The 11,998-nt window shown below is 49.0% G+C and carries 11 protein-coding genes; 6 read left to right on the forward strand and 5 right to left on the reverse strand.

Annotation, left to right across the window (positions count from 1 at the left end; all coding sequences use genetic code 11):
- Positions 1-52: 52 nt before the first annotated feature.
- Positions 53-1,003: a D-2-hydroxyacid dehydrogenase gene (locus O3682_RS10610; RefSeq protein ID WP_371510031.1), complete on the reverse strand. Its 951-nt coding sequence runs from the start codon at positions 1,001-1,003 to the stop codon at positions 53-55.
- Between the two features lie 128 nt (positions 1,004-1,131).
- On the opposite strand from O3682_RS10610, the gene O3682_RS10615 reads away from it, so the two are divergent.
- Both O3682_RS10615 and dinG read left to right on the forward strand, forming a co-directional pair.
- A complete protein-coding gene (locus O3682_RS10615) occupies positions 1,132-1,350 on the forward strand; it encodes a DUF2061 domain-containing protein (RefSeq protein ID WP_003686746.1) in 219 nt (72 codons plus the stop codon).
- Between the two features lie 164 nt (positions 1,351-1,514).
- A complete protein-coding gene (gene dinG / locus O3682_RS10620; protein WP_371510034.1) occupies positions 1,515-3,665 on the forward strand; it encodes an ATP-dependent DNA helicase DinG in 2,151 nt (716 codons plus the stop codon).
- A gap of 68 nt (positions 3,666-3,733) precedes the next feature.
- Here dinG and O3682_RS10625 read toward each other — a convergent pair whose 3' ends face one another.
- Complete coding sequence (locus tag O3682_RS10625; RefSeq protein ID WP_371510036.1) at positions 3,734-4,189, reverse strand: GNAT family N-acetyltransferase; 456 nt, start codon at positions 4,187-4,189, stop codon at positions 3,734-3,736.
- A gap of 167 nt (positions 4,190-4,356) precedes the next feature.
- Between O3682_RS10625 and O3682_RS10630 the strand changes: the two genes are divergently transcribed.
- A complete protein-coding gene (locus O3682_RS10630; protein WP_003686685.1) occupies positions 4,357-4,623 on the forward strand; it encodes a DUF3079 domain-containing protein in 267 nt (88 codons plus the stop codon).
- Between the two features lie 83 nt (positions 4,624-4,706).
- Here O3682_RS10630 and O3682_RS10635 read toward each other — a convergent pair whose 3' ends face one another.
- Positions 4,707-5,189: a dihydrofolate reductase gene (locus tag O3682_RS10635; RefSeq protein ID WP_049349171.1), complete on the reverse strand. Its 483-nt coding sequence runs from the start codon at positions 5,187-5,189 to the stop codon at positions 4,707-4,709.
- A 196-nt stretch (positions 5,190-5,385) separates the two neighbouring features.
- Here O3682_RS10635 and O3682_RS10640 point away from each other — a divergent pair, with 196 nt between their 5' ends.
- Positions 5,386-6,183 (forward strand): factor H-binding protein, encoded by a 798-nt coding sequence (locus O3682_RS10640; protein ID WP_371510044.1) that lies wholly within the window; start codon positions 5,386-5,388, stop codon positions 6,181-6,183.
- A gap of 89 nt (positions 6,184-6,272) precedes the next feature.
- Here the strand turns inward: O3682_RS10640 and asd are convergent, their stop codons facing one another.
- Positions 6,273-7,388: an aspartate-semialdehyde dehydrogenase gene (gene asd, locus O3682_RS10645; RefSeq protein WP_371510038.1), complete on the reverse strand. Its 1,116-nt coding sequence runs from the start codon at positions 7,386-7,388 to the stop codon at positions 6,273-6,275.
- Between the two features lie 241 nt (positions 7,389-7,629).
- On the opposite strand from asd, the gene O3682_RS10650 reads away from it, so the two are divergent.
- A complete protein-coding gene (locus O3682_RS10650) occupies positions 7,630-8,202 on the forward strand; it encodes an RDD family protein (RefSeq protein ID WP_371510040.1) in 573 nt (190 codons plus the stop codon).
- 89 nt (positions 8,203-8,291) lie between these two features.
- Entirely contained in the window at positions 8,292-9,614 is a 1,323-nt protein-coding gene (gene mltA, locus O3682_RS10655) for a murein transglycosylase A (protein WP_371510042.1), read from the forward strand.
- A 213-nt stretch (positions 9,615-9,827) separates the two neighbouring features.
- Here the strand turns inward: mltA and O3682_RS10660 are convergent.
- On the reverse strand, positions 9,828-11,998 hold a 2,171-nt coding region (locus O3682_RS10660), incomplete at its 5' end, for an FG-GAP-like repeat-containing protein (RefSeq protein WP_371510043.1).

Consider the following 11,998-nt stretch of genomic DNA (forward strand, 5'->3'; position numbering starts at 1 on the left):
TTCAGACGGCCTTTAAAATTGTTCACAACCTTATCAACAGGTTTTCCATAGATTAAACCAGATTTTGCGGATTGCCGGCCACGAAGCGGTTGATGTTATCTAAAAGGATGTCAAACAGGCGGTTGGCGGCCTCTTGGCTTGCCCATGCAATGTGTGGCGTGACGATAAGGTTGGGCAGTCGGGCTTTCAGCAGAGGGTTGCCGTCGCTCGGCGGCTCTTGTGTCAACACGTCAAAACCTGCACCGCCGATTTGGCCGTATTTCAACGCCGCAACCAAAGCGGCTTCATCGACCAAGCCGCCGCGACCGCAGTTGATGAGAATGGCGCCGGGTTTCATTTGCTGCAATTCGGCTTCGCCTATCATGTTTGCTGTTTGCGGCGTGAGCGGGCAATTAAGCGACACGACATCGGCGGAGCGGATGGCTTCGTCAAAGGAAACATAGCCGTCGCGGACGCTTTGGGCATTTTTATGTTCGGCGAACACGACATTCATTTTGAAAGCCTGAGCATAAGTTGCCAGCGTTTTACCGATATTGCCGCGACCGAAAATCGCCAGCGTTTTACCGTTTAAATCGCGCATCGGGGCGCCGAGATGGCAGAAAAACGGCGAGTTTTCCCATAAGCCTGCCGCAACGTCGCGCTGGTAGGCAGGCAGGTTGCGCATCAGGGTAATCATCATCATAAACGCGTGTTCCGCCACAGATTCATTGCCGTAAGCGCGGATATTGCACACGGCCGTGCCGTTTTGTTTGGCAGCCTCAACGTCCACATTGTTGACGCCTGTCGCGGTAACGGCAACCAGCTTGAGTTGTGGATTTTCGGCAAATGCTTGGGCGGAAATCACGACTTTGTTGGTAATTACAATGTCTGCGCCGCGGATGCGCTCCAGTGTTTCGTGCGCTTCGGTTGTGCCGTAGCTGCTCAATGTATGTGGAAAATCAAAATCAAACGGGCGGTTGACGAGGGTATCGCGGTCGAGGACGACAATATGGAGCGGATTCATAAAATTCCTATCAAAAATAAAATATCGATTTATAAAATCTAAATTAGGATAAAGGATTTAAAATATACGCGTTAGTTGATAATAATTATTATGTAGCGATTAAAACATCAATGTATCAGGAAAACAGCATGATTAAAACCATTACATTTGCTATTTTGCATTTCAGCGTCGCATTTAGTGTCGCCTATATTCTGACCGGCAGTATCGGCGTTTCCAGCGCGGTGGCCTTGGTCGAACCCATCGTCAATACCGTCGTCTTTTATTTTCACGAAAAAGCGTGGAACCGCTACGAGAAAAACAAATCCGACAAGCAAAAATTGTGGGTGCCTCTGCATCAGTGCGGCTAAAGTTTCAGACGGCCTTTTGCTTGATTAAAACCGACTATGTCTTTGCGGTTCGTCCATTGCCATCAAAATGCCAAACCCTAAAATAGAGTAAGACTTTACGGAGGCTTCATGAAGGTAAAAATGCTAAAATACGCTATTCTTGCAAACCCATTCAGACGGCCTCAATGCTCACCGATTTAGAAAAAAACGCCATCCGCGACCATTACCAAAACATCGGCAAAAACCTGCCCGGTTTCCGTCCGCGCGCTTCGCAGCGGGAAATGATTGCGGCGATTGCCAACGCTTTTTCTCGGACGTTGGCGCGTGAAGAAGGCGAAGAAGCACCCAAACGCGAGGGCGAGAGCATTGCCGTAATCGAAGGGCCGACCGGCGTGGGTAAATCGTTGGCCTACCTTTTGGCAGGCGGCATCATGGCGCAAACGCGCGGCAAACGGCTGATCGTCAGCAGTGCGACGGTGGCCTTACAGGAGCAGTTGGTTGACCGCGATTTGCCGTTTCTGGTCGAAAAAAGCGGTTTGGAGCTGACCTTTGCGCTTGCCAAAGGGCGCGGCCGTTATCTTTGCCCCTACAAACTCTATCAACTGACGCAAAACAACGCCCAGCAAAACCTGCTTGGTTTTGAAGCTCCGGAAGTGTTGTGGGACAGCAAACCCAAGCCGGAAGAATTGAACCTGCTGCGCGACATTGCCGATGAATTTTCCGCCCGCCGCTTTAATGGCGACCGTGACACTTGGCCGGAAAAAATCGATGACGCGATTTGGCTCAAAGTTACCAACGACCGCCACGGCTGCCTGAAATCCGCCTGTCCCAACCGTCCGGAATGCCCGTTTTACCTGGCACGCGATGTTTTGGAAACCGTCGATGTCGTCGTTGCCAACCACGATCTTCTGCTTGCCGACATCAGTATGGGCGGCGGCGTGATTCTGCCTGCGCCCGAAAACAGTTTCTATTGCATAGACGAAGCGCACCACCTGCCCAAAAAAGCCCTCAGCCGCTTTGCCGCCGAACATTCATGGAATATTGCCGTTTGGACGCTGGAAAAATTGCCGCAGCTTACCGGCAAAATTGCCGCGCTGACCGATAAAGCCGAACTTGCCAACCTTGCCGACGAAGCTGCCACATCCTTGCTCGACAGCCTGCATGAATGGCAGTTCCATTTGGCGGAAGAGCCGTCTTTAAGTCTGGGGTCGTCTGAAAACGACAGGCGGAAACATAATGAACCGACTTGGCTGTGGGAAGACGGCAAAATCCCCGAAGGCCTGGAGACCACAGTTTCCAATACGGCCCTTGCTGCGCGCAGCCTGCTCAAACACGTTGTCGGTCTGAACGATGCGCTTTCCGCCGCGCGCCGCGACAAAGAGCAGGACAGCGCGCTCATCGACCGCCTGACCAGCGAGTTCGGCCTTTTTATCGCCCGTATCGAACAAATCAGCGCGGTTTGGGATTTGCTCTCCACCGTTCCCATTGAGGGCGAAGAGCCGTTGGCGAAATGGATAACCCGCCGTGCCGACGACAAAAACGACTACATTTTCAATGCCAGCCCCATCAGCAGCGCATCCCACCTTGCCAACAGCCTGTGGCGGCGCGCGGCAGGTGCGGTGCTGACTTCGGCCACCCTGCAATCGCTCGGCAGCTTCAACCTGATTTTGCGCCAAACCGGTCTGCTGTGGCTGCCCGAAACCACTACGCTTGCTTTGGAAAGCCCGTTTAATTTCGATACGCAAGGCGAGCTGTATATTCCGCCCGTACATGCGAGCCCGAAAGATCCTGATGCGCACACGGCCGCCATTGTCGAATGGTTGCCGAAGCTGGTTTCGCCGGTTGAAGCCATCGGTACGTTGGTGTTGTTTTCCTCGCGCAAGCAAATGCAGGATGTCGCCTTACGACTGCCTGACGAATACTTGCCGCTTCTGCTTGTGCAGGGCGAGTTACCCAAAGCTGTTCTTTTACAAAGGCACCATCAAGCCATTGCCGAAGGCAAAGCCAGCATTATTTTCGGCCTCGACAGTTTTGCCGAAGGCCTCGACCTGCCCGGTACGGCCTGCGTGCAAGTCATTATTGCCAAGCTGCCGTTTGCGATGCCGGACAATCCCATCGAGAAAACCCAAAACCGTTGGATTGAACAACGCGGCGGCAATCCTTTTATCGAAATTACGGTGCCCGAAGCCAGCATCAAACTGATCCAAGCTGTCGGCCGCCTTATCCGTACCGAACAGGATTACGGCCGCGTGACCATCCTCGACAACCGCGTCAAAACGCAACGCTACGGCCAACAATTATTGGCTTGTCTGCCGCCGTTTAAGCGGATAGGGTAGTTGTGGATAATTCAAAGGCAGAGGCCGTCTGAAATCAAATGTTCAGACGGCCTTTTATTCTTTTCAAACTATAAATCCAATTTCATGACGGATACGGTTTCCCCGTTGTGCCAAGTCTGCGTGATTTCTTTCCAGCCGAACTTTTCATACACGGCTTGCACATCCGGCGTATAGAGAAACAGATGCGGCAAACCCAGTTCGCGTGCTTTATCCAGACAAAACGAAACCAGCTGCCTGCCTACGCCCAAACCGCGAAATTGCGGCAAAACGAACACATCGCCCAGCCAATATTCGTATTCGGTAAAACACTCCATATCAAACCGTTTTAATGCCGCCGAACCCATCAGCCGCCCTTCGTTATCCACAGCCGCAAATGCCAGCGGAAAATCATCCCTATCGAGGCACTGCGCGTAATACGCACAGATTTTGTCCAGAGACGACCACGGCGCAAAATCGTGCCACTCCTCAAACAGCGCGAGGGCTAAAGGCTCGACAAATTCAGGCTTCAGACGGCATATGTTCATATCGGGTCCTTTTGTTGTACCGCGTAGGGATTATTTTTACAGTATAGGCCGTCTGAAAGGTTAACACATCTTAAAAAATCAGCGTAAAACACGATAAACCCGCCGCCAGCCCCATTCAAATCACTTATAATTCTGCCCATACCGCACACAAACAAAAGAAGAACATCATGGCCAAGAAATTTCCCATTTTCCCGAAAAATCCCGAGCGTATCTGCTGGGGTTGCGACAAATACTGCAAAGAAGACGATTTGCAATGCGGCAACGGTTGCGAGCGCATTCAGCACCCCATCGAGTTGGACGGCCGCGACTGGTATAAAAAAGGCGACTGGAGCAATTTGTTGAGCGAAGAGCAGCAAATCGAACTTGGACTGAAAGAAGCGCCCAAGCCGGCCAAACCGCATATCAAGCTGCCTTTAAAAAACAAAACGGCTTAAACAGCATGCCGTAAACAAACGAGATAAAAAAAGGCCGTCTGAAACCTGAAAACAGGGTTTCAGACGGCCTTTGCGTTGTCGGATTATGCCTTCACATAATGCACAAACGCGTATTCGATGCCTTTGGCGGAAACATGGTTTTCCCGAGAGGCTTCTTGCCATGTCTCTGTGGAAAACTCAGGAAAAAACGCATCGCCATCCACATCCAAACCGACTTCGGTCAAACGCAAATCCGTGGCAATCGGCAGGGCTTGTGCATAAATTTGCGCGCCGCCCATGATGATGACTTCTTCAACCCCCTGACACAAAGCCAGCGCATCTTCCAAAGAAGCTGCCGTTTGCGCACCTTCGGCCTGATAATCTTGGCGGGTGATGACGATATTTTGACGGCCGGGCAGCGGTTTGCGCGGCAGAGATTCCCATGTTTTGCGGCCCATAATGACGGGTTTGCCGGTGGTGTAGGATTTGAAAAAGGCAAAATCCTCGGGCAAATGCCAAGGCATGGTGTTGTTGATGCCGATACAGCGGCGGGCGGCGTAGGCGGCGATAAGGGTGATTTTCGGCATGATGAAGTCCGTTTGTAAAATAAAATGATTATAGCGGAAGGGAGGCGGGAAGGACTGAATGCCCGATATTTTTAAAATGTTTCAATATTTATAAAATCAATATTCAAAATACTTAATTTTGACAAAAATCATTTATTGTTCATTTTTTTAGGTATATGATGAATATCATACCAAATAAAAAGGAAAGGAAAAAATGATGAGAACTTTTCATGTTTCTGCTTTGACTGCTTCCCTGTCTTTGATGTTGGCTGCCTGCGGCGGCGCAACAAGCGGCTTGTCGAATGCCGTGACCGAGCCGCTCAATCCGCATCCGAAAGGCGTGCTGTCCGTTGAATTGAACGAATCCGTCCCTGAAAACGGTACGTTGGAACTGACGGCCAACGGTAAACCGCAAAACCTGAAAAAAGGCGACAAACTCGATACCGGCTTTTTGAAAACCGATAAAGTATCCTCTTACGACTACGCCCAAAAAATCAAGGTAAACGGCCAAGTCATCACTTTGGAAACGGGCGACTTCCAAGTGTATAAACAAAATTATTCCACTGTTGCCGCACGTTACGCCAAACAAAAAGCCGATGACGCGGGCAAGCTGCAAAACCTCGATACATACACATTTACCGTCGGCGAAGTCCAAGGCGATGAAACTGCGTATCGCAATTTGCCCAAACAAGGCAGCTATCAGTATTCGGGTATTGCGTTTAACGGCGACGACCGCAGCGGCCGTCTGAAATACACCGTCGATTTCGATAAAAAACAAGGTTACGGCAAAATCAGCAGCATGGCTTCCCACAATAATGTCGACCTGCTTGCCGCAGGCATTGCCAATAACAATGGCAAAGCCGCCATCAGCGGTAAAACCAGTTTGAACGGTGTCGAAAACGGCCGTTATGATTTGAAACTCTTCGGCCCGCAGGCTGAAGAAATTGCCGGTAAGGCGCAAATCAAAGTTGGCGACTCTACCAAAGAAATCGGTTTGGCCGGTAAGAAAGAATAGGAAACAAGGCCGTCTGAAAGGTTCAGACGGCCTTTTCGTAACAAAAAAAGCAACGGTTCAAACCGTTGCTTTTTTCATGCCAACCTAAATTACAGGCTGCCCAAGATAATGCGCAATACGCGGCGCAACGGCTCGGCAGCGCCCCACAAGAGTTGGTCGCCGACAGTGAACGCGCTGATGTATTTGCCGCCCATCTCCAGTTTGCGGATACGACCGACAGGAACAGACAGCGTGCCGGTAACTTTGGCAGGCGTCAGCTCGTGAATGCTGGCTTCTTTTTCGTTGGGGATGACTTTCACCCAATCGTTTGCACCTGCCAAGATGGCTTCGATTTCAGAAACAGGCAGGTCTTTTTTCAGCTTCAGGGTGAGGGCTTGGCTGTGGCAGCGCATAGAGCCGATGCGTACGCACAAGCCGTCGATTACGGTCGGATTGTCGCTGCGGCCGAGGATTTTGTTGGTTTCTACGCCGCCCTTCCATTCTTCTTTGGACTGGCCGTTGCCCAAGTCCACATCAATCCACGGAATCAGGCTGCCGGCGAGCGGTACGCCGAAGTTGGCTTTCGGATAGTCTTCGCTGCACAGGAAATCGGACACTTTGCGGTCGATGTCGAGAATCGCGCTGGAAGGATCGGCAAGCTCGTCCGCCACTTTAGCGTGAATCGCGCCCATGCCGCTGATGAGTTCGCGCATGTTTTTCGCACCCGCGCCGGAAGCGGCTTGGTAGGTCATGCTGGTTGCCCATTCGACCAAATCGTTTTGGAACAGGCCGCCCAAAGCCATCAACATCAGGGAAACGGTACAGTTGCCGCCGATGTAGTTTTTCACGCCGTTTTTGAGGCCGTTGTCGATGACGTTGCGGTTGACAGGGTCGAGGACGATGATGGCATCGTCTTTCATGCGCAGAGAAGATGCCGCGTCAACCCAGTAGCCGTTCCAGCCGCTGTCGCGCAGGGGTTGGAAGACGGATTTGGTGTAATCGCCACCCTGACAGGTAACGATGATGTCCATTTTTGCCAATTCGGCAACATCGTTGGCATCCAACAATGTTTTGGCTGCCTGACCGAAATCAGGGGCAGCGCCGCCGACGTTGGAAGTGGTAAAGAAAAACGCTTCGGGAATGTGGGCGAAGTCGTTTTCTTCTTTCATACGCTGCATCAAAACAGAGCCGACCATACCGCGCCAGCCGACGAAACCTACTTTCATGTGTTACTCCTTACAAAGAAAATCCGGATAAGTTTATAGTGCATTAACAAAAATCGGAACGGCATCGCCTGCCGCTTTGTTCAGACTTTTGTTAACCCACTATAACAAAGGGGAAAACAAACGTTTTAACGCCGTCTGCGGAAAATGTAAAGGTTTTTATCGAAATTTTTTAGAATGATGGGGAAATAGGTTAAGATGGCAATGAAATTGCATCTCATTAAATAGCACAGAGGAAGATTAAATGAGCGAAATCAATTTGTCGGATTTGCCTAAAACGGAAATAGTAGATGTCCATATTGCTTCGCCGGGGGCGAGGATTGCGGCATATTTGTTGAATAATCTGTTTACTTTTTTGATATGGTTGCCATTCATTGTGATGGTAGTTTTCACTTTAGATGAAAGCAAAAAATTAGTTTCGGAATCTTCCCTTTTTAATACCCCTGAATATTTTGCCATAACATTTTTTATTTCTTTGGCTGTTTATTTGGTTTTTGGTATTGTCCAACTGTATTACATGAGCCGGGACGGTCAGTCTTTAGGTAAAAAAATTATGGGCATACGGGTGTTAAAAAGTGACGGGAATAATCCAGGTTTTGAAGGAACGGTTTTAATCCGTGAAGTTGTTTGGGCACTTGCTGTTGGTGTTGTGGTAACTATTGTATCGTTGGCAATAAGTGACACGGGTGGAAACCTGATTTCTCTGCTTATAGCCTTCATCAACTTCATCATGCTCTTTTCCGTCAAACGCGACCGCCGTACGCTCTACGATATGCTGGCCGATACGGTTGTCGTCCAATTGCCGCCGCGCCGATAAATCGCTTTTTTGTGTTAAAATCAGCACTTTCCAACATAGGCCGTCTGAAAAATAGCTTTCAGACGGCCTTTCGACACGCTATTGATTCCATGAAAAAACACCTGTACCGCATCACGCTCGTCAGCATTGCCGCAGCCATTCTTGCCGCCTGTCCGAGCAAAAGCATTAAAAACCTCCCCGAAACCGACACCAGCGTTATCAAAGGCCCCGACCGCCCCACCGGTACGCCCGATCCTGTCGGTACGACAGTGAGCGGGGGAGGAGCAAACTACACCGTAGTTTCCTACAACGAATTGCCGCACTGGGACCTCCAACACTTTACCAAAAGCCTGCAGTCTTTCCGTTTAGGCTGTGAAAAACTTAAAAACCGCCAAGGCTGGCAGGACGTTTGTATCCAAGCCATGCAAACACCGGTGCACCATTTCCAAGCCAAGCACTTTTTCGAGCGCTATTTCACCGCATGGCGCGTCGATAACGGCGGCAATCCTGCCGGTACCATTACCGGCTATTACGAACCGGTCCTGCACGGCGATGACAAACCTACAAGCCAATCCCGTTTCCCTATTTACGGCATTCCGAACGATTTTGTTTCCGTTCCGTTGGCTGCAAACTTGAGGGGCAGCAAAGCCACCATCCGCATCCGCCAAATCGGCCCAAACAGCGGCGTCATCGACAACAGCGGCACATACACGGCCGATTTGTCCAGATTCCCGATTACAGCACGCAGCACTGCGCTGAAAGGCCGTTTTGAAGGCAGCCGTTTTGTTCCTTACCACACCCGCAGCCAAATCAACGGCGGCGCGCTTAACGGCAAAGCGCCGATTTTGGGTTATGCAGATGATCCGGTCGAACTTTTCTTTATGCACATTCAAGGTTCAGGCCGTCTGAAAACCCCGTCCGGCAAATACATCCGCGTCGGATTTGCCGATAAAAACGAGCATCCGTATGTTTCCATCGGCCGCTATATGGCGGACAAAGGCTATCTGTCGCTGGGTCAGACCAGTATGCAGGGCATCAAGGCCTATATGAAGCAAAACCCCGGCCGCCTTGCCGAAGTTTTGGGACAAAACCCAAGCTACGTCTTCTTCCGCGAGCTGACCGGCAGCGGAGATTCCGGCCCGGTGGGCGCATTGGGTACGCCGTTGATGGGCGAATACGCCGGTGCCATTGACCGTCACTACATCACGCTTGGCGCACCGCTGTTTGTCGCCACTGCCCACCCGACCACCCAAAAAGCCCTCAACCGCCTGATTATGGCGCAAGATACCGGCAGCGCGATTAAAGGCGCGGTCCGTGTGGATTATTTCTGGGGTTATGGCGACGAAGCAGGCGAAGTGGCCGGCAAAATGAAAACCACCGGCTATGTATGGCAGCTCCTGCCCAACGGCATGAAACCGGAATACCGTCCATAAACAGCGGTTAAAAAAAAGGCCGTCTGAAACCAAGATTCAGGTTTCAGACGGCCTGAGACCTTTGCAAAATTCCTCCCCCCCCAACAACTGAAACCTAAACACAGGTTAAGACCTTTGCCTTTTTCCTTACCCAATTTCAATTCATTCTCAATCAAAGCTAAAATAAAAAAAGCCCTCCTATCACTAGGAGGGCTTTTATGCTTAGTTTATAAATTAAACAAATTCAACATGAACATCCGTATCAACCAAGAGTTGAGCACCGTTTGTAACTGTTGATGTGTAAACGTTGTAAGTGTGTCCGTTTACATTGGTTGTGGTTGAATTTGGGTTCCAGTTACCAACATCTTTGATTGTAACAGTATCACCAGCCTCACCGCTAACCATTAATTGGTGTTTAGCATCAGAAGTATAAGATTTCAAACCAGGGTTCATATCTAATACATCTTTAGCTTCCAATACTAATTTAGTTGCGCCACCGTTTGTTAAATCAATGTGGTCAATATTAGCAATACGAGACATACCTACAGCAGTCTTCATAAAGCCCGTACCCGCATTGTCGATTTTAGTTAAATCAACTTCGGTTACATCACTGTCAAAGGCTAGCGTATTATGGCCATTACCACCATCAATGCGAGCAAGGCGTCCTTTACCTTCATTGATTGCTGAATTATCAGCATTAGTGGTTTGGAATCCTTCACTTAAATAACGCAAGTTATCAGCATTTAATACGATGCGGTCATCACCTGAACCAGCGTAGATGATATCCGCACCACCTTCACCATAGATGGTGTCATTATCTTGACTTCCGGCAATAAAGTTACTGTGTTCGTTACCTCTTACCACGCCAGAACCTTGTACTGTTGGTTCAGCACCTAAGCTTGAACCACCGTAGAACAATTTACCAGAAGTGTTATAAGAGTTTACGTAAATATCAGCCAAACCATCACCGTTTACATCAACCATACCTACAGAAGATGAACCATCCGCTTGATTGTTAGGAACAATAATACCTTTTTTGCCTAAGGCTGATGGATCCACTGTTGCAGGATCAGCTTTACCGTAAACGATATACGAATCTGTCTTATATTTAGCGTACTGAGCTTTAGCAGAACTACCGCTACCAGTATTACCGTAAGTGGTAATTAACACATCGGCTAAACCATCGCCATTCACATCGCCCACACCTACTGCATTACTATAGTCTGCAGTTTGGAGTGAACCTTTAGTTGTGCTGATAGCAAAGCCACCATTTGCCCCAGAAACAGATCCATTGCCTTTACTAGTTGAGAATGAAACTGTACTTGCGTTTTTACCACCGAATAATACGTAAGAATTACCGTATTTTCCGTCAACAACAACTACATCAGCATAACCATCACCATTCACATCACCAGCTGCATTTGCAGAAGTTACACCATGGTTAAAACTGATTTTATTTGAATTGTTTAGTCCAGTCGCACTACCGAAGTAAATACCATTAGTAGTCACAACATCATTGTAGCCATCACCATTGAAGTCACCCACGCCAGCAGCGTATTGTTGAGCACCCCAAGAGAGACCATTACCTGCACTGTTATAACCAAATGACAAGTTTCCACTCTTATTAGTATAGCTACCATTAGTGCTGCCATAATAAACGGTAGAAGACTTATCTCCCATCACGATCATATCTACGATACCATCGCCGTTCACATCGCCTGCAGCGGCTGGAATACCGTTACCGATACCAGCTGTATTAATCAAACCAACTGGACCACCAGTATAGAGTCGAGCCATGCCACCTGTTTCTGCGGCAGTCCCAAACAATACATCGTTATAGCCATCTCCATTCACGTCACCCACACCAGCTTGGTGCCATACAGCACTACCGATATAATTGTTACCCGCCAACGTCAAGTTTTTACCACCTAGGATCGCATCAGCTTTATTACCAATCCAAGATCCCATACCGATATCGTCATAGCCATTACCATTGATATCACCAACGGTTGTTGCACTCCAATATTCGTGTTCTTTTCCTACTGCTGTTGGAGGTGTTGTTACCCCTTCCACATCTATCACAATAGAAGATTGTGCATCTTCTTTTGATGTAATTTCAGTGCTAGATGCATAAATCTTGTGTTCACGGTTAGTTAACCAATCCGGCGTATAACTCCAGTTACCTGAAGAATCCGCGGTTATTGATCCTAATTTCACAAACGCACCATCTAAGTTGATCTCATAGAAATGGACTGTGCTGGATGGAAGCGTTGTTGTACCTTTAATAGTTGGCGTATTGTCATCAGTTTTTGTATTGGTTCCACCTGTACCTGTTTGGCTGCCGTAATCATCAGCATAGTTAACGATAGTTACTTTAGCTTCAGTCACTGCTGGAACTTCAACTA

The organism is Neisseria sp. 27098_8_112, assembly GCF_041433235.1.
Lineage (GTDB): Bacteria > Pseudomonadota > Gammaproteobacteria > Burkholderiales > Neisseriaceae > Neisseria.

Bases quoted from the DNA above. Each gene is read 5' to 3' on its own strand.
- mltA (WP_371510042.1), top strand. From the start codon at position 8,292: ATGAAAAAACACCTGTACCGCATCACGCTCGTCAGCATTGCCGCAGCC.
- asd (WP_371510038.1), bottom strand. From the start codon at position 7,388: ATGAAAGTAGGTTTCGTCGGCTGGCGCGGTATGGTCGGCTCTGTTTTG.
- dinG (WP_371510034.1), top strand. From the start codon at position 1,515: ATGCTCACCGATTTAGAAAAAAACGCCATCCGCGACCATTACCAAAAC.
- O3682_RS10610 (WP_371510031.1), bottom strand. From the start codon at position 1,003: ATGAATCCGCTCCATATTGTCGTCCTCGACCGCGATACCCTCGTCAAC.
- O3682_RS10630 (WP_003686685.1), top strand. From the start codon at position 4,357: ATGGCCAAGAAATTTCCCATTTTCCCGAAAAATCCCGAGCGTATCTGC.
- O3682_RS10640 (WP_371510044.1), top strand. From the start codon at position 5,386: ATGAGAACTTTTCATGTTTCTGCTTTGACTGCTTCCCTGTCTTTGATG.
- O3682_RS10615 (WP_003686746.1), top strand. From the start codon at position 1,132: ATGATTAAAACCATTACATTTGCTATTTTGCATTTCAGCGTCGCATTT.
- O3682_RS10650 (WP_371510040.1), top strand. From the start codon at position 7,630: ATGAGCGAAATCAATTTGTCGGATTTGCCTAAAACGGAAATAGTAGAT.
- O3682_RS10625 (WP_371510036.1), bottom strand. From the start codon at position 4,189: ATGAACATATGCCGTCTGAAGCCTGAATTTGTCGAGCCTTTAGCCCTC.
- O3682_RS10635 (WP_049349171.1), bottom strand. From the start codon at position 5,189: ATGCCGAAAATCACCCTTATCGCCGCCTACGCCGCCCGCCGCTGTATC.